Origin of the sequence: Amycolatopsis sp. (assembly GCF_035276945.1) — a bacterium.
In the GTDB taxonomy this organism is placed as follows: domain Bacteria; phylum Actinomycetota; class Actinomycetes; order Mycobacteriales; family Pseudonocardiaceae; genus Amycolatopsis_E.
This window is the reverse complement of the sequence record NZ_DATELF010000136.1, coordinates 96,060-112,212: the sequence shown is the minus strand read 5'-3', so window position 1 is coordinate 112,212 and position 16,153 is coordinate 96,060. Positions and strand designations below refer to the sequence as shown.

At 66.9% G+C, this 16,153-nt stretch carries 17 protein-coding genes and 1 tRNA gene; 11 read left to right on the top strand and 7 right to left on the bottom strand.

Features of this window, described 5'->3' with window-relative positions; all coding sequences use genetic code 11:
* Positions 1 to 301: tyrosine-type recombinase/integrase (locus VJT49_RS24255; protein ID WP_324167197.1), on the top strand; the 301-nt coding region annotated here is incomplete at its 5' end.
* A 91-nt stretch (positions 302 to 392) separates the two neighbouring features.
* Here VJT49_RS24255 and VJT49_RS24250 read toward each other — a convergent pair.
* A tRNA-Ser gene (locus VJT49_RS24250) sits at positions 393 to 477 on the bottom strand.
* Positions 478 to 490: 13 nt separating this feature from the next.
* Complete coding sequence (locus tag VJT49_RS24245) at positions 491 to 955, bottom strand: MarR family winged helix-turn-helix transcriptional regulator (protein WP_324167196.1); 465 nt, start codon at positions 953 to 955, stop codon at positions 491 to 493.
* 443 nt (positions 956 to 1,398) lie between these two features.
* Between VJT49_RS24245 and ypfJ the strand changes: the two genes are divergently transcribed.
* Positions 1,399 to 2,310 carry a neutral zinc metallopeptidase gene (gene ypfJ / locus VJT49_RS24240; RefSeq protein WP_324167195.1) on the top strand — a complete coding sequence of 304 codons (912 nt, stop codon included), beginning with the start codon at positions 1,399 to 1,401 and terminating at the stop codon, positions 2,308 to 2,310.
* A gap of 43 nt (positions 2,311 to 2,353) precedes the next feature.
* Here ypfJ and VJT49_RS24235 read toward each other — a convergent pair whose 3' ends face one another.
* Positions 2,354 to 3,841, bottom strand: coding sequence for a M28 family metallopeptidase (locus VJT49_RS24235; RefSeq protein WP_414636084.1), 1,488 nt, complete (start codon positions 3,839 to 3,841; stop codon positions 2,354 to 2,356).
* A gap of 70 nt (positions 3,842 to 3,911) precedes the next feature.
* On the opposite strand from VJT49_RS24235, the gene VJT49_RS24230 reads away from it, so the two are divergent.
* Positions 3,912 to 4,895, top strand: coding sequence for an NAD(P)H-quinone oxidoreductase (locus VJT49_RS24230; RefSeq protein WP_324167194.1), 984 nt, complete (start codon positions 3,912 to 3,914; stop codon positions 4,893 to 4,895).
* On the opposite strand, the gene VJT49_RS24225 is transcribed toward VJT49_RS24230, so the two are convergent.
* Complete coding sequence (locus tag VJT49_RS24225; RefSeq protein WP_324167193.1) at positions 4,888 to 6,087, bottom strand: cysteine desulfurase-like protein; 1,200 nt, start codon at positions 6,085 to 6,087, stop codon at positions 4,888 to 4,890. The two genes, VJT49_RS24230 and VJT49_RS24225, sit on opposite strands and share 8 nt — an antisense overlap.
* 113 nt (positions 6,088 to 6,200) lie before the next feature.
* On the opposite strand from VJT49_RS24225, the gene VJT49_RS24220 reads away from it, so the two are divergent.
* Positions 6,201 to 6,761, top strand: coding sequence for a bacterial proteasome activator family protein (locus VJT49_RS24220; RefSeq protein WP_324167192.1), 561 nt, complete (start codon positions 6,201 to 6,203; stop codon positions 6,759 to 6,761).
* 150 nt (positions 6,762 to 6,911) lie between these two features.
* Here VJT49_RS24220 and VJT49_RS24215 read toward each other — a convergent pair whose 3' ends face one another.
* Positions 6,912 to 7,448, bottom strand: coding sequence for a hypothetical protein (locus tag VJT49_RS24215; RefSeq protein WP_324167191.1), 537 nt, complete (start codon positions 7,446 to 7,448; stop codon positions 6,912 to 6,914).
* On the bottom strand, positions 7,352 to 7,681 hold the full coding sequence (locus VJT49_RS35420; RefSeq protein WP_414636083.1) for a hypothetical protein: 330 nt from the start codon (positions 7,679 to 7,681) through the stop codon (positions 7,352 to 7,354). The genes VJT49_RS24215 and VJT49_RS35420 overlap by 97 nt, the downstream gene beginning before the upstream one ends.
* A gap of 265 nt (positions 7,682 to 7,946) precedes the next feature.
* On the opposite strand from VJT49_RS35420, the gene VJT49_RS24210 reads away from it, so the two are divergent.
* From VJT49_RS24210 to VJT49_RS24185, 6 genes are all read left to right on the top strand, one after another.
* A complete protein-coding gene (locus tag VJT49_RS24210) occupies positions 7,947 to 8,903 on the top strand; it encodes an ABC transporter permease (RefSeq protein ID WP_324167190.1) in 957 nt (318 codons plus the stop codon).
* Between the two features lie 8 nt (positions 8,904 to 8,911).
* Positions 8,912 to 9,724 carry an ABC transporter ATP-binding protein gene (locus tag VJT49_RS24205; RefSeq protein ID WP_324167189.1) on the top strand — a complete coding sequence of 271 codons (813 nt, stop codon included), beginning with the start codon at positions 8,912 to 8,914 and terminating at the stop codon, positions 9,722 to 9,724.
* Between the two features lies 1 nt (position 9,725).
* The gene (locus tag VJT49_RS24200; protein ID WP_324167188.1) at positions 9,726 to 10,640 is read left to right on the top strand and encodes a glycosyltransferase family 2 protein; all 915 of its coding nucleotides are present in this window, start codon (positions 9,726 to 9,728) and stop codon (positions 10,638 to 10,640) included.
* A 222-nt stretch (positions 10,641 to 10,862) separates the two neighbouring features.
* Positions 10,863 to 12,485 (top strand): glycosyltransferase, encoded by a 1,623-nt coding sequence (locus VJT49_RS24195; RefSeq protein WP_324167186.1) that lies wholly within the window; start codon positions 10,863 to 10,865, stop codon positions 12,483 to 12,485.
* Complete coding sequence (locus tag VJT49_RS24190; protein ID WP_324167185.1) at positions 12,482 to 13,381, top strand: glycosyltransferase family 2 protein; 900 nt, start codon at positions 12,482 to 12,484, stop codon at positions 13,379 to 13,381. Before VJT49_RS24195 ends, VJT49_RS24190 begins: the two co-directional genes overlap by 4 nt.
* A complete protein-coding gene (locus tag VJT49_RS24185; RefSeq protein ID WP_324167184.1) occupies positions 13,378 to 14,910 on the top strand; it encodes a hypothetical protein in 1,533 nt (510 codons plus the stop codon). Before VJT49_RS24190 ends, VJT49_RS24185 begins: the two co-directional genes overlap by 4 nt.
* A gap of 27 nt (positions 14,911 to 14,937) precedes the next feature.
* Here the strand turns inward: VJT49_RS24185 and VJT49_RS24180 are convergent, their stop codons facing one another.
* Positions 14,938 to 15,699: an ESX secretion-associated protein EspG gene (locus tag VJT49_RS24180; RefSeq protein ID WP_324167183.1), complete on the bottom strand. Its 762-nt coding sequence runs from the start codon at positions 15,697 to 15,699 to the stop codon at positions 14,938 to 14,940.
* Positions 15,700 to 15,771: 72 nt separating this feature from the next.
* Here VJT49_RS24180 and VJT49_RS24175 point away from each other — a divergent pair, with 72 nt between their 5' ends.
* The gene (locus tag VJT49_RS24175) at positions 15,772 to 16,014 is read left to right on the top strand and encodes a hypothetical protein (protein ID WP_324167182.1); all 243 of its coding nucleotides are present in this window, start codon (positions 15,772 to 15,774) and stop codon (positions 16,012 to 16,014) included.
* Positions 16,015 to 16,153 lie beyond the last annotated feature (139 nt).

The following is a 16,153-nucleotide window of genomic DNA, read 5'->3' as shown; positions in this document are numbered from 1 at the left end:
GCACCCGCGCACCGACCACGAGGAGTGGAAAGCGCTGCTGAAGGCCGCAGGAGTGCGGGATGCTCGGCTACACGATGCCCGGCACACGGCCGCAACCATGCTGCTCGTGTTGGGTGTGCCCGGCCGGGCCGTCATGGAAGTCATGGGGTGGAGCCACGTCAGCATGACGTCGCGATACCAGCACATGACGACCGAACTCATGACGTCGATCGCCGATCAAATCGGGGACCTCTTCTGGGCTGACCAGGCCGAAGACGACGACGGCGAAGACGGTCCGGCGGCCCAACCGGTGCCCGTCTGACGGGTACGACTGCAACCCGAATTGCAACCCTGCCGGGGATATGCCGGGGTGAGTGACAATTCCTTACCCGGCATATCCCCTGGTCAGGGAGCGGAAGCGGAGGGATTTGAACCCCCGGTGGGTTGCCCCACGCTCGCTTTCAAGGCGAGTGCATTCGGCCGCTCTGCCACGCTTCCCGTGGCCGACAGGTTACTCGCCCACCTCGGTCAGATGGTCCAGGACCCGGGAGAACGCGGTCGCCAGCACGGCCTGCTCCTCGGTGGAGAGGTGGTCGATCAGGTGACTCCGCACGCCTTCGACGTGGGTGGGGGCGGCGTCCTCGAGGAGCTGCTTGCCGGTCGCGGTCAGTTCGGCCACCACGCCGCGCCGGTCCTCGGGGTCCGGGACGCGCCGCACGAACCCCTCCGCCTCCATCCGGCCGATCTGGTGGGACAGGCGGCTCTTGGTCGAGCCGAGCATGACCGCCAGTTCCGACATCCGGATCCGGTTGTCGTCGGTGGCGTTCAGGCACACCAGCACCTCGTAGTCACTCAGCGACACGTCGTGCGCCTCGGCCAGTTCGCGGTGCAGGCGCTGGCGGAGGCGCAGGGTGGCGACGATGTAGGAACGCCACGCACCCATCTCCGGCTCACTCAGCCACCGCACTTCGCCCATGACCGCACCCTATCCGTGGCCAGGAAATATCCCCGGAAGAGGGATAACGAATTGGTTGAGAGTTCGGCGAGAAAAGCGGACCATGATTGCTATCGGCAGGACTACCCGGGCGGGTCGGTCCGCCGGGAAAGGGAAGGTGGTTCAATGGCGATGGTCCCCCGCGGTTGACTGTCGGCTGTGTACCCACGGTCGGGGTGCGATAAGCGCGATCCGGCCGCGACTGTGAGCAGCACGGGTGTCAACACCATGCGCTCGACAACCTCTCGCGCATAGCGGCGACAGTCTGACGTCGGCATCGATGCGGTCTCCGTGCCCGTATCGGCGGCGTGTCTCGCCGACCCGGGAGGGCAGTCAACCGCCAACTACAATGACAACCTCGGTAATCCTGGGTGCGGCTCCCGCAGGTGCCGCACCCAGGCTCGTGTACGAGGGAGTCATCCGGCATGAGGTTCGACGAAGACGCCGGGCTCGACACTTCCGAGGTGTCCGACCTGCGCGGCGGCGGTGGGGGCATCGGCGGACGGGTCGCGCTCGGGGGTGGTGGGCTGGGGGTGGTGGGTGTCGTCATCTACTTCCTGCTGAGCCAGTTCGGCGGCGTGCACACCAGCGGAAGTGCCGGGCTGACCGGCCTCGGCTCCGGGCAGCAGGTGGACAACAGCTCGCTCTCGCAGGAGTGCCGCACCGGCGCCGACGCCAACCGCAACCACGACTGCGCGGTGGTCGCGATCATCAACTCGATCCAGGACTACTGGAGTGACCAGTTCGCCCGCTCCGGCAAGACCTACCGCAAGGCGACCACGAACTTCTTCAACGGCGGCGTGCGCACCGGCTGCGGGAGCGCCACCTCCGACACCGGACCGTTCTACTGCCCCGCCGACTCCGAGGTTTACATCGACCTCTCCTTCTTCTCCGAGCTGCGCACACGCTTCGGCGCGCAGGGCGGGACCTTCGCCGAGGCCTACGTGCTCGCCCATGAGTACGGCCACCACGTGCAGAACCTGCTCGGCGCGTCCTCCCGGGTCGGCAACGGCACCGGCCCGACCTCCGGATCGGTGCGCCTCGAGCTCCAGGCCGACTGCTACGCCGGGGTGTGGGGCAAGCACGCCACTACCACCCCCGCGTCCAGCGGCAAACCGCTGATCACCAACGTCACCCAGGACGACGTCAACCGCGCGCTGGACACCGCTTCGCGCATCGGTGACGACTACATCCAGAAAAACCTCGGCAACGGCAGGGTGGACACTTCCCAGTTCACCCACGGCACCTCGGCCCAACGGGAGAAGTGGTTCAACACCGGCTACTCGACCGGCGACCCGGCCCGCTGCGACACCTTCGGCGCCAAGGACCTCGGGTAGGGCGCCCCCCGGTGCAGAGAGACGCCCTACCCGGATCGGCCGGTTACGCGGCGGGCGCCTCCGTCGAGGCGGCCTTGAGCGTGTGCAGTCTGGCCGGCTTCTTGGCGGTGGCGCTGGTGGGCGTCACCCCGTTGACCGTCTGGGTGCTCACCGCATAGGTGCCGATGGCGAAGGCGACCGCGTCGGCGTTGTTGTCCAGGGCCACCCGGTCGATGTTGCCGAGGTTGTCACAGGCCTGGTGGTAGCAGGCGTCGTACGCGACGCCTGCCGTGCCGCCCCATTTCGCCACCTGTGCGTCGGTCTTGATCTTCTCGGCGCCGGTGTACAGACCGCCGGCGGGAATGCCGACGGAGATGAACTCGCCGTAGTCGGACCGGCCGTCGAAATCGGTGCCCTCGGTCGCGATACCGCGCGACGTGAGGTAGTCCGTCAGCGTCTTTTCGATCTGCGCCGAACCGAACGGGCCAGGGCCCGCCCCGACGCTGTCGGAGTTGTCCCCGTCATAGGCGAAGTAGGCGGCGTTCGGCGAGCCGATCATGTCGAAGTTCAGGTACAGCGCGAGGTCGAGCTGCTGCTCGAAGCTCAGCGAATCCACGTAGTACGTCGACCCGATGAGCCCGAACTCCTCCGCGCTCCACCACCCGAACCGGACCGCGTTGTTGATCTTCGGGGCGCTGCCGAGCCGCAACGCGACTTCCAGCAGCGTGGCCGACCCGGTGCCGTTGTCATTGATGCCCGGCCCGTCCGGCACGCTGTCGAGGTGGGCGCCGGCCATCACGACGTTGTCCTTGCGGCCGGTTCTGGTCTCGGCGATCACGTTGTACGTGGTCCGCTCTTCCTGAAGCTGCCGGAGGTCCAGCGTCACCGGAACCCCGTTGTAGCTGGTGGAGTACTTCTCGCCCGCGGCCTTCGTGATGCCGCCGGTCGGAATCTTGCCGCTGGCCGGGTCGCCGAGCGTTCCGTTGAGGTTCCCGTCGGTGTTGTTGTAGATCAGCGCCCCGACCGCGCCCGCCTTGGCCGCCACCTGCTGCTTCTGCGCGAAGGTGCACGCGCCCCGCTGGACCAGCACGATCTTGCCGGTCACGTCGGCGTAGTCGGTCGCCTCGCAGCCGGGTGTGTCGTCGGCGGGGATGACGGCCAGCGGCGCGGTAATGCCGCCCTCGGGCGTGTTCGGGCTGTAGGTCATCGCAATGACCGGTACGTCGGTGCCGTCCACGGTCGCCTTCTGGGCGATGGTCTGGGTGTAGGTGAACGGGAACTCCTGCCTGGTCACGTCGAACCCGGCGGCCTCCAGCTTCCCGGCGATGTACTCCGCGGACTTGGCGTGGCCGACGGTGCTGGCGGCCCGCGTGCCCAACGAGTTGTCGGCGATTCGTTGCAATGCGACCAGATGCCGGTTGACGCTCGTCACGTTCACCTTCTGGACCAGTTGGCCCGGAAGCGAATCGGCCGCGAGGGCCGGTATGGAAACCGACGCCAGCGCGGCCGCGAGTGAAAACACCAAACCGGATCTTCTTCCCCAAGTTGACATGTTCGCAAATACTTCGGAATACCGACATCGAGCACAAGGGCCGTTCGTCGTACCGCGATAGGGTCTGCCCATGCACGCGATCAAGATCAGCCAACCGGGCGCCCCGGAGGTCCTTGACTGGACCGAGGTCCCCGATCCGGTCCCCGGCCCCGGCGAAGTGCTCGTCGAGACCACGGCCAGCACGGTCAACCGGGCCGATCTGCTGCAACGTCAGGGCCACTACCCGCCACCGCCCGGCGCCAGCGAGATTCTCGGCCTGGAGTGTTCCGGCACGATCACCGAGGTCGGCGAGGGTGTCGAAGGCTGGCAGGTCGGCGACGAGGTGTGCGCTCTGCTCTCGGGCGGCGGCTACGCGGAAAAGGTCGTGGTCCCTGCGGTGCAACTGCTCCCGGTGCCCGGTGAGATCGACGTGATCACGTCCGCCGCGCTGCCCGAGGTCGCTTGCACGGTGTGGTCCAACGTCGTGCTGGACGCGGGCCTGAGCGAGGGCGAGGTGCTGCTGGTACACGGCGGTGCGGGCGGCATCGGCACCCACGCGATCCAGGTCGGCAAGGCGCTCGGTGCGACCGTCGCGGTCACCGCGGGCTCGGAAGATCGGCTCGAACGGTGCCGCCAGCTCGGCGCGGACATCGCGATCAACTACCGCGAGCAGGACTTCGTCGCCGAGCTGAAGAAACAGACCCAGGGCGCGGACGTCATCCTCGACAACATGGGAGCGTCCTATTTGGACCGCAACGTGTCCGCGCTGGCCACCGGCGGGCGGCTGGCGATCATCGGCATGCAGGGCGGTATCAAGGGCGAGCTGAACATCGGCAAGCTGATCGGCAAACGAGGCCGCATCTCCGCGACCACCCTGCGCGCTCGCCCGGTCGAGGACAAGGGCCGGATCGTCGCGGCCGTGCGTGCGGGCCTGTGGCCGCTGGTCGAGGACGGTTCGGTGCGGCCGATCATCGGCCAGGTCGTCCCGCTCGCCGAGGCGGCCAACGCGCACCGCGCACTCGAGGAAGGCGGCGTGTTCGGCAAGGTCCTGCTGACAACGCGCTCCGCTACCTGAGTTCCTCCAGGACTCGCACGAGCTGGTTGACCTCGAAGATGTTCGAGTAGTGGGCGAGGCCGATGCGTACCGCGCCGCCGACCTCGCCCACCCCGAGCGCGGCGAACACACCGCCGGTGCCCTCGTCCGCGAACGCGCACAGGCCCTGGGAGGCGAGGTATTCCGCGACTTCGGACGCCTTCTTGGCGGTCACGGTGAAGGCGACGGCCGGGATCCGGCGCATCGCGTCACCGATCACCATGATGTGCGGCAGAGACCGGAGCTCGGTGCTCAACTGCGCCAGCAACCCGGCGTGGTAGGACTTGGCCGAGCCCAGCGAGGTGACCAGCCGCTCGCGCCGGGACCCGGTCGCGGCGTCGTCGAGACCGGCCAGGTAGTCGATCGACGCCACGAGCCCGGCCAGCAGTGGGTACGGGTGCGGCCCGAGCTCCAGCCGCGCCGGCCCCCGCACGCCCAGCTCCAGCGACGCCGAGAGCAGCCGCTCCAGCATCTCCGGGTCCCGGAAGGCCAGCGCGCCGACCGAAGGCCCACCCCACGCCTGTGCCGAAACGACGAGCACGTCCGCGCCGAGCTCCCGCAGGTCCAGCGGCACGAACGGAGCGGCGTAGCTGGCGTCCACCACCACCGCCGCGCCGACCCGCTTGGCGAGTTCCACGATCGTCGGCACGTCCGGCCGGGTGCCGACCGAGCCGGACGCCGCGGTCACCGCGACCACCTTCGTGTGATGGTTGACCAGGCTCTCGTACTGCCAGGCGGGCAGCTCGCAGGTCTCGATGTCGATTTCACCCCAGCGGAGCACCGCCCCGACCCGCTTGGCGGCGCGCTGCCACGGCGCCAGGTTCGCCTGCTCGTCGAGCCGCGACACCACGACCTCGTCCCCCAGGGTCCAGCCGTCTGCCATCGCGTCGGCGAGCCGTTGCAACAGCACCGCGGCGTTCGGTCCCAGCACGACACCGGCCGGGTCCGTGCCGACGAGATCGGCCACCGCCCGCCGAGCCGCGGTCACTATGCTCTCCGCGCGCTGCGAAGCCGGAAACGCGCCACCGGGTGCCGAAACCGGGGCCCGCATCGCCGTCGACACGGCCGAGGCCACCTGCTCGGGCACCAGCATTCCGGTAGGGCCGTCGAAGTGGATCCAGCCGTCACCCAGCGCGGGGAACAACCCACGAATTCGAGCGACGTCGAACGCCATGGGCACACCGTACGGAGCGGCCGTTGTGCTGCGTTTTCGGGGTTCGGCTGAACTCGGGCAGAAGTTGCTTCGGACACGAAACCCCGCCGAGCCGGGGCCGCTAGGCTGGCGGCATGACCGAGCCCAGCAATGACAACCGCCGTCCGGATGAGCAAGCCCACCACATGGTGGTGGTCGGCCCGGACGGATCGCCGGTAGGCACTGCGCGGATCTCGCCTAGTGAGGAGGAGTCGAAGGAGTCGGTCGGCGACCTCGTCGAAGAGCCGGCGAAGGTGATGCGGATCGGCACCATGATCAAGCAACTGCTCGAGGAGGTTCGCACCGCACCGCTCGACGACGCGAGCCGGAACCGCTTACGCGAGATTCACGAGACCTCGGTCAAGGAGCTGGAGCAGGCGCTGGCGCCCGAGTTACAGGATGAGCTGGAGCGCCTGGTCCGGCCGTTCACCGAAGACTCCACACCGTCCGACGCCGAACTGCGGATCGCGCAGGCTCAACTGGTCGGCTGGCTGGAGGGACTGTTCCACGGCATCCAGACCGCGTTGTTCGCGCAGCAGATGGCCGCGCGCGTGCAGCTGGAGCAGATGCGCCGCGGGCTTCCGCCGGGCACTTCGGCCGGCCAAGGTGCGGACCACCACGCCCCGGGAATCAGCGGGACCGGTCAGTACCTCTGACGTGTCCGCGGGTTCGGCCCGGGGTGGTCTCGGGCCGAGGTGGTCTCGGGCCGAACCCGCGGTCACCGGGTGCCGAAGAGGCGTTCCCGGTTCTCCTTGCTGGTCAGCTTCGGCTCGGCGGCCTGCCAGCGGCGCACCACCTCGTCACCGTCACGGAACCGCCGCCACAGAACCCTTCGCGCCGTCCTTGCCGAGCCGGCACAGCAGGTCTCTGTCCCGCTTGCGCACCCGAACCCCGGTCCGCGACGGGTCGGTGATCATCGCGGTCCGGAACGGCGAAACGTGCCACCAGTGCTCACTGCCCGCGCGGATCGCCGCACCATCGCCCGTGGCATTCCGCAGCTGGTTGAGCAACCGCTTGATCAGCACCAGCCGTGGCACGGACGGGGTGGCGGCGGGGCGCACGATCGGTACCTGATCCGCGGGCACCCCGGCGATCGCGGCCGGGACGACGTGCGTCTCCGGGTACTCCGCACGCACCTTGCGCACCGCGGGCACCACTTGGGCGCCGCCGTCGGCCAGGACCTCCGGGCCGCGCAGGAAGTCCTTGATCGCCTTGGTGTTCACCAGCCAGCGCACCCGTTCGACGGTCAACTGGTGCTCGGCGGTCTCGATGTCCAGCCAGAGCGCTCCACCGTCGACGAACCGGTCGATGGGGCGGTGAAGGTCCGCCCAACGGCGCCGCACGTGGTCTCGCTGGCCACCACCCGCTGGTCGCCCAAGCTGTCCGAAGCGCCCACAAGCAGCTTTCCGGAACCCGTGACCACGGCCTCGATCGTGACCTCGCCGATCTCCGTCCAGCGCTGCCAGTAGCTCGCGGGGAACCGCCCGAAACAGGTGTTGGTCGTGACGAAAGCATGGGGCTCGACGACGATACGGTCGCGTTCCTCAACCGCCGCGCCCGCCTTGGGGCCGGGCATACATCCCTTCCGGGGCGAGAAAGGACCGCGCGCGGAACAAAGGTCCTCTGCGCGAGCAGCCCGGCACCGAACTCGCGTCTTTCGGCGATGCCTGTCCGCACCTGCTTCCACGCTTGAGGAAACCAGCGGTGATCACCGCGAATGAACTGCGGATGAGGCTATCCGCCCTGTTCTCGCTGGTCACCTCGTCAGTCCCGAGTACACCCGATCCGGCATGGTCAAGCCCTGGGCACCACCGAAAGTTCACGGTCGCTACCCTGAGCAGGTGCAAGCCACGAGCACGGTCGAGAACACCGACCTCGCCCCAGAAGCGATGCCGAACCCACCGTCGCCGAACAGCCGCAGCTTCACGCGCGCCGTCGCGGACATCAAGGATGGCTTCCGGCAGCAGGAGCTGTGGGGCCACCTGGGTTGGCAGGACATCAAGCAGCGGTACCGCCGCTCGGTGATCGGACCGTTCTGGATCACCATCAGCCAGGGCGTCATCTCACTCGGGCTGGGCGTGCTGTACTCGACGCTCTTCGGCCTGCACATCTCGACGTTCCTGCCCTATATCGCGACCGGTTTCATCGTCTGGGGTTTCATCGCGGGCTGCCTGTCCGAGGGTATGGAGACGTTCATCGCGAACGAGGGTCTGATCAAGCAGATCCGGGCTCCGTTGACGGTGTACGTGCTGCGCACGGTGTGGCGGCAGACGATCATGTTCGGCCACAACATCATCGTCGTGGTGCTCATCGTCGCGATCTTCTCCCCCAGCCTGAGCCACCACTATGACCTCAACAACGTGACGTGCGGGAGCGAGACGATCATCTGCCACCCCGGCCTGGGCTGGTACTCGCTGAGCGCCATCCCGGCGTTCTTTCTGCTCGCGGTCAACGCGTGCTGGGTGACCATGCTGCTGGGCGTCATCTCCACCCGCTACCGGGACCTGCCACAGCTGATCAACTCGCTGATCCAGTTGCTGTTCTACATGACCCCGATCGTCTGGCCGATCGACCAACTGTACGGGCACGGGGCACGCGCCGAGCTGGCCAGGTGGGTGGTGCCGATCCTGCACCTCAACCCCTTCTACCACTTCGTGCAGATCCTGCGCGCGCCCTTGATCGGGCAGGCGGTGAGCATCGGCAGTTGGGTGGTCGTCGGCGGAATCACGGTCGTCGGCTGGCTGCTCGCGCTCGTCGTGATGCGCAACTACCGGGCCCGCGTCTCCTACTGGGTGTGATTGAGCAAATGGTCAGCATTGAGGTAAGCAACGCCTACGTCGACTTCCCGATCTTCGACGCGAAGACCAGGTCGTTGAAGAAGCGCGTGCTCGGCAAGGTCGGCGGCAAGATCGGCACGGACAGCAAGGTGCCGATCATCGAGGCGCTACAGGACGTGTCGCTGTCGCTCTCCGACGGTGACCGGGTCGGCCTGGTCGGACACAACGGCGCCGGCAAGTCGACCCTGCTGCGCCTGCTGTCCGGCATCTACGAACCGACTCGCGGCTCCGCCCGTGTCATCGGCAAGGTGGCGCCGGTCTTCGACCTCGGGATCGGCATGGACCCGGAGATCTCCGGCTACGAGAACATCATGATCCGTGGCCTGTTCCTCGGCATGACCCGCAAGCAGATGGAGAGGCGGGTCGACGACATCGCGGACTTCACCGAGCTCGGCGACTACCTGTCGATGCCGCTGAGGACCTACTCGACCGGTATGCGGGTGCGCCTCGCGCTCGGCGTGGTCACCACCATCGACCCGGAGATCCTGATCCTGGACGAGGGCATCGGCGCGGTGGACGCGGCGTTTCTGAACAAGGCTCGCGACCGGCTGGTCGACCTGGTGAACCGCTCCGGCATGCTGGTCTTCGCCTCGCACGCCGACGACCTCCTCATGGAGCTGTGCACGACGGCCATCTGGATGGACGAGGGCCGGATGAAGATGAACGGTTCGCTGCGTGAAGTCCTGACCGCGTACAAGGGCCGGGACCCATACGAGAACATGAGCGCGGAAACCGCCAAGCGACTCGGGGCCGAGCCTGCGGTCGCGGTCAACGGGGAGTGACATGACGACCCTTCCGGAGCAGGCGCCGCTGGGTCCGGGTGCCGTCGCCGCCGTGGTGGTCACGCGGCACCGGCGTGAGCTGCTCGCGGAATCGCTCAAGGTCATCGCGGCCCAGTCCCGACCGGTCGACCACCTCATCGTGGTCGACAACGGACCGGACCAGCCTGCCCGCGACGTCGTCGAGTCCGTCGCGTTGCCGTACACGTACCTGCCGTCCCACCACAACCTGGGTGGCGCGGGCGGCTTCGCCCTGGGCATGCTGCACGCGCTGACCCTGGGCGCGGGCTGGGTGTGGCTCGCCGACGACGACGGACGGCCCGCGGACGAGAACGTGCTGGCCGTCCTGCTGGAAGAGGCCGAAAAGCGCGGACTGGCCGAGATCTCCCCGATGGTGACCAACATCGACAGCCCCGCGAAACTCGCCTTCCCGCTGCGGCGCGGCCTGACCTGGAAGCGCTCGGCGGCCGAACTGGGTACCGACTTCCTGCCCGGAATCGCCTCACTGTTCAACGGGGCACTGTTCCGTGCCTCCACTTTGGACGTGGTCGGCGTGCCGGACCTGCGACTGTTCGTCCGCGGCGACGAGGTCGAGTTGCACCGCCGGCTGGTGCGCTCGGGCCTGCCGTTCGGCACCTCGCTGAAGGTCGCCTACCTGCACCCGGACGGCTCGGACGAGTTCAAACCGATGCTGGGCGGACGGTTCCACGCGCAGGACCCGGAAAACGAGGTGAAGCGGTACTACACCTACCGCAACCGCGGGTACCTGCTGTCACAGCCAGGCATGCGCAAGATCGGCGCGCTGGAGGTCGCCCGTTTCGGGCTGTACTTCCTCGCCGTCAAGCGCGATCCGAAGGCGTTCCTCCAGTGGCTGCGACTGGTCCAGCAGGGCCGCAAGGAGAGGTTCTTCCGGATCTGAGGGTCACCCCATCCGTGGGTGGTCGCGGCGCCCTGCATCGGCAAAACTGAAACGAGATCAACAGGAGATGACCTCGGTGCTTGTGGCTGAACCTCACATCCCTGACAGATGTCCCCGGCGCACCTGCTACTTTTTGTTCACCGTCGATGCGTCTTGCCCCCGCACGTGGCGGGTCGGCATGGTCCTCGTGGGGATGAGGTGACTGGATTGGTTTCTCGGCTCATGGCCGGTCCATTCGAGCTGCTTGACGACGTCGACGTCGGCATCGATGGCGACGGCAACCTCGATGAGCGCGAGCGCAGGCTCGTCATCGGCTCTGCCAACTACTACTCGTTCGTCTACCCGGGCCGCACAATCCGCTTGACCGTGGTGCGGGGTCCGGCCAACAGCTACCCTTCGCTCACCGCGGACCACTGCCGTCACATCGGCTGGCTGCCGGACCGCAACGCCGTCGCCACCCTGATTGTCCGCAGTGCCGTGCCGGGAGCCAGCGACCCGGCCCCCGGCGGGGTGATGGATTTGGTCATCGACATCGGCGGGGGCGCTGAGCCGATTGACAAGTGGGCACAGCTCGACGGTCCACTCGGCACGGTGCGTCGTGCCGCACGATTCCTGCGGCCGATCGAATACGACTTCCTGCGGCAGACTCGGACGGACGTCGAGGAACGCAGATCGAAGTCGAAGCCACTGCCACGGCGAAGACCAGTCGATCTCACCCGGCCGATCGCCGCGCCGACAACCGGCTCCGTGCCTGCCGTCCTGTTCGGCCTGCACTGGCTTGAACTGGGTGGTGCCGAACGGTGGGCGCTGGACTGCATCCAGTTGGCCAAGGACGCCGGGCTCGTCCCCATCGTGGTGACCGATCGCGCCTCCCCGCACCCGTGGATTACCCGTCCGGAGTTCGACGGCGCCGTGATCGTGCCGATGACTCACCCGATCACGCTCGGGCACGACGGCGCCTTCCTGTCCGGGGTGTTCGCCGCCTATGACGTGCGCGGCATTCACGTACACCACAACACGTGGCTGTACGACCGGCTGCCGTGGATCAAGTCGGTCCGGCCCGACGTTCCCGTCGTCGACTCGCTGCACATCCTGGAATGGCGCACCGGCGGATTCGTCGACCACGCCGTGTGCATGTCGGACCTGATCGACGAGCACCATGTCATCTCTCCCGCGCTGAGGGACTACCTCACCGGCAAGCACGGGATTTCCAGCGCGAAGGTAACGCTGGCAACGTTGGCCAACCTCACCACGGAAAGTCTTCCCCGTAGCGTGAGCGCGGGTGAGCGGCGGGCATCCGGTTCGTTCACGGTGTGCTATGTCGGACGATTCCACCAGCAAAAACGGCCATACCTCTTCTTGAAACTTGCGACGGAACTGCACAAGGCCACCGCCGGCCGGATGCGCTTTGTCATGCACGGCGACGGCGAGCTCGCCGGCGAAGTTCAGGCGCTGCGCACCAGGTACGGGTTGTCCGGCGTGCTCGACCTGCGCGGGCCGGACCGGCCGGTCCGGGCCACCCTCGCCGAGTCCGATGTCCTCGTGATCACCTCGGAGAACGAAGGCCTCTCGCTCACCTCCTTCGAGGCGACGGCGGCCGGCATCCCGGTCGTTTCGACAGACGTCGGGTCCCAGGCCTCGATCGTCGCGGACGACCTGCTCTGCCCACGCCACCCGTACAAGTTCGTCGCTGCCGCCGCAAGCCGCATCCGTGAGATGGCTGATTCACCCGCGCAGTACAAGGGCTGGTTCGACGAGCAGGCCGCGAAGGCCGGCGCACTCAAGCAACTGCCCCATGCGAAGGCGTGGGCCCAGAAGACCTACCGCGATTGGGGCCGGTCGTGAACAGCGTCGCCGCGGTCATCGTGACCTACAACCGCGCAGCCAAGCTGGCAACCGTCATCAAGCACGTGCTCGCGCAGGCTCGACGCCCGGACTGGGTGATCGTGGTGGACAACGCGTCCACGGACAACACCCCCGAGCTGCTGAACCCGTTCGTGGCCGACGGTTCCGTGGAGGTCCTGCGGCTGCCGGAAAACAGCGGTGGCGCGGGTGGGTTCTCGGCCGGCATGACCAAGGCATACGAACTGGGCGCGGACTTCGTCTGGATCATGGACGACGACTGCTACCCCGACGCCGAGGCACTGCAAGCGCTTGTCAGGGGCCTGAACACGGCAGAGAACCAAATGGGCTTTCCACCCTCGTTCGCGTGCTCGGTGGTGCTCTGGACCGACGGTGGCATCTGTGAGATGAACAACCCCGGCACGGCGTGGGACTGGGGCAGGCTGCTCGCCCGCGGCCACCAGATGGTGCTCGTAAATCATTGCTCCTTCGTGTCCGTGCTGATCCCCCGGTGGGCGATAACCCGTTTCGGGTTGCCGCTCAAGGAGTACTTCATCTGGTTCGACGACATGGAGTACACGTTGCGGATCAGCGGCGCCGGGCCGGGCGTGCAAGTGCTCGACAGCACGGTCGTCCACGACCTTGCCGCCAACCGCGGCGTCAACTTCGGGCAGATCAACGCCGACAATTTGTGGAAATACGAATACGGTATCCGTAACGAGGCGTCCTACCGCCTGCACCACGAGGGGTTCGTCGCGTTTCTCGCGTTCGGCCGCCGGCTGCTCCGGATGATGAGCGAAGGTCACGTGTCGCGGCGGCTACGCCTGCGCGCGATCAAGGCGTTGCTCCGCGGCGTGCGGTTCGATCCACAACCGGAATTTCCCCGGTCGGTTCTGTGAGTATCGCGGCTTCCACTCGATCGGCTGTTTCCAGTTCTTCCCGGCGCCATGGAAGTCACCTGCTCGTCGGCGTCGTCGGTCTCGGCGCCACCTGTATGTTCCTGTTGATCCGGACCAGCATCGTCGACGATGCCTACATCACGCTGAGCTATGCGCGGAACTTCGGCCTCCATCTGCACTGGGGATTGACGCCGGGGCATACCGCGAACACCGCCACGTCGCCGCTCAACGTGTTGGTGCAAGGTTTGCTCACAACGGTGACCAGGCAGCCGGTCGTGGCGCTCGGTGTGCTGTTCATCCTGTCGCACATGACAATGGCGTTCGGCCTGTTACGGGTTACCCGGATACTCCGGCTACCGGCCTGGAGCGCACTGCTCGGTAGCGCGCTCGTGGTTTTCAATCCCCTGCTGAACTCTGCCGTTGGGCTGGAAATCGCGCTCAGCGGCGCGGTACTGGCGATACTCCTGATGGCCACGGTCGAGGCCCGGCCCGTCCTGTTCGGTGCCTTCGCCGGACTGCTCGTGCTCACCCGGGTCGACCTCGTCATCTTCGCCATCGTGTTGTTCCTCGGATTCAGCCGGCTGCGGCACGCGTGGTGGAAAATCGTGCTCGCCTCGATCGCGGTCGCACTGCCGTGGTTCACCTGGAGTTGGGTGGTGCTCGGCTCCGCCGTTCCGGACACTCTGCTGATCAAGGCGAGTCTGAGCGCCGGCAACCCCGACTGGGCCTTCGCCAAGGGCCCGTTCAACATGTTCCGCGGCTTTCCTGCCCTGGCCATCCTGTCTTTTGTGCCCGCTGTCTTGGGCGTCGTGGCACTTGTCTGCTGCTTCGCGGCCTGGTTCCGCAACCGAACCGTAGTGGCGTCTCGGCCCGGTTTTCGGCCAGTGGTCCTACTCGGGCTGGCCGGCGTCCTGCACTACGCCATGTACTCGGTATTGAAGGCTCCCCTTTTCCATTGGTACTACAGCTGGACCATCATTTCGCTGACGTACCTTCTCTCGCTTTCCGTTGGCCTGTTCGCCGCGCACGCTCATGACCTGGCCAAGAACCGTTGGTTGCCTGGGCAGGTCGTCGTGGCCATCGTGGCCGTGCTGGTGGTCGGGCAAGCGGGCTACGACCTCCATCACGGTATTCCCTGGAAGCAAGCGGCCTACAACGGCAATGCCGCCCTTCCGGCCGAATATGCGGCCGTAGGCATCGGCATACGGCCGCTGGTAGGTGGCCATCCGGTGCGCTCGCCGGGAGAAGTCGGGACAATCGCCTACTTCTGTGAGTGTGAACTCCTCGACGAACTGTCCGACCGAGGTATCGCCGTTTCCATCCTCAAACAGCAGGAACAGCGCTCCGGCGCGATCACCCGCGCGCTGCTCGACCTCAACTTCCTGTTCCTCGACAAGAACATCGAGCCGACGAAGGTGGAATACGCCGTCGTTTACACGAAAGAACCGCCCGCCACCGGCCCGTACTGGCCGGCTACCGGCCCCAGTTGGATCGGGAATGGGTACGACTCGCTCGTGCCGGTGAAATGATCACGACCCAGGCCCTTTTGAATCCCGTTACCTCGCGTAGCTCTGGAGCTGGCCGAACAGGTGCTGGGTGATGCGGGCATTGTCCGCGGGTGCGTAGGTAAGCCAACTCTGCCCGTCCTCGGCCTCCCGTGACGTGACGAAGTAGCGGCCGTCGGGTGTGTCGAACCAGACCGTCGGGGTGAGCGGACGGCCGCCGACGAACACGCTGAACTGGCCGATGCGCAACTTCGGTTTCTGGAAGATCCGTTCCACCATGCGCAACTGTGCCGGTGCGGTGGACCGGGGCCGCGAGACGGTCGCGAACGGGTCGTACGAGTCGTCGCCGCGGGGCTGACGACTCCGCGGCGCCGGCTTGGACACCGTCACCGACTGGCCCGCCGCCGGAGGTGTCGAGGGAAGCAGATCGACGATGCTCGGCACGATCGAGGTCGGCCGGACATCGTTGAAGACCAGCATGTTCTCGTCCTGGCGGACCACGACCGCGTACTGCCCGTTCGACGCCACCCGCGCGAACAACGGCCTGCCGTCGTCGAGCTGGGCGACCGCGGTGACGGCGACCGGCGAATCGGCGAAGGTCCGCAGAGCCAGTTCGGCGTCGGCGTCGAGGCGGCCGCGGTTGATCAGGCGACGCCCCTCGAGATCCCGGAACACCGCCTCCCGCACCTGTGCCCGCTGTTCGAAGGTAGTACCGATGTGCGGCACCTCGAACGGCGTCGGCGTGCGGCCCAGTTTCAGGTGTTCGAACAGCACGTCCACCGCCGTCAACGACACCGAGAACGAGTATCCCACCGGCGTCTCCCCCTCCTCTGCTTTCAGCGAACCCGCTTGCCGGGCAAGATCGTGCCCTGGTGTGCTGGAACCATGTCCGAAACCAAACCAGCCCTCGTCCTCCACCTCGCCACCGGTGGCGAACCCCTGGTGTTCACCCTGGGTGACGAAGAAGCCGACGAGCTCGCGAAGAAACTACACCTGCTGCTCGAACACGGCTCCGTCGAAGCCGTACAGACCAAAGAGGACACCAAGGTCGTCATCAACTTCGCCCATGTCGCCGCGGCCTACGTCGAGGACCTGCAACGCCGGGGCAAGGTGTTCGGGCTGCGCTAGCCCCTCATCTACCTGCCCCCACCCCGGTCGGAAAACGTGCCTCGCCGCGAGTCTAACCAGCGCCGGCGGACACCGCGGCCGGTTTCGGCAAGACGCGTGTGAGTCCCGCACTCGCGGTTACGAATGCGGAACTCACACG

What these genes read in the sequence shown, in the direction of transcription:
- VJT49_RS24245 (WP_324167196.1), bottom strand. Translation starts at nt 955, where the DNA reads ATGGGCGAAGTGCGGTGGCTGAGTGAGCCGGAGATGGGTGCGTGGCGT.
- ypfJ (WP_324167195.1), top strand. Translation starts at nt 1,399, where the DNA reads ATGAGGTTCGACGAAGACGCCGGGCTCGACACTTCCGAGGTGTCCGAC.
- VJT49_RS24235 (WP_414636084.1), bottom strand. Translation starts at nt 3,841, where the DNA reads ATGTCAACTTGGGGAAGAAGATCCGGTTTGGTGTTTTCACTCGCGGCC.
- VJT49_RS24230 (WP_324167194.1), top strand. Translation starts at nt 3,912, where the DNA reads ATGCACGCGATCAAGATCAGCCAACCGGGCGCCCCGGAGGTCCTTGAC.
- VJT49_RS24225 (WP_324167193.1), bottom strand. Translation starts at nt 6,087, where the DNA reads ATGGCGTTCGACGTCGCTCGAATTCGTGGGTTGTTCCCCGCGCTGGGT.
- VJT49_RS24220 (WP_324167192.1), top strand. Translation starts at nt 6,201, where the DNA reads ATGACCGAGCCCAGCAATGACAACCGCCGTCCGGATGAGCAAGCCCAC.
- VJT49_RS35420 (WP_414636083.1), bottom strand. Translation starts at nt 7,681, where the DNA reads ATGCCCGGCCCCAAGGCGGGCGCGGCGGTTGAGGAACGCGACCGTATC.
- VJT49_RS24205 (WP_324167189.1), top strand. Translation starts at nt 8,912, where the DNA reads ATGGTCAGCATTGAGGTAAGCAACGCCTACGTCGACTTCCCGATCTTC.
- VJT49_RS24200 (WP_324167188.1), top strand. Translation starts at nt 9,726, where the DNA reads ATGACGACCCTTCCGGAGCAGGCGCCGCTGGGTCCGGGTGCCGTCGCC.
- VJT49_RS24195 (WP_324167186.1), top strand. Translation starts at nt 10,863, where the DNA reads ATGGCCGGTCCATTCGAGCTGCTTGACGACGTCGACGTCGGCATCGAT.
- VJT49_RS24175 (WP_324167182.1), top strand. Translation starts at nt 15,772, where the DNA reads ATGTCCGAAACCAAACCAGCCCTCGTCCTCCACCTCGCCACCGGTGGC.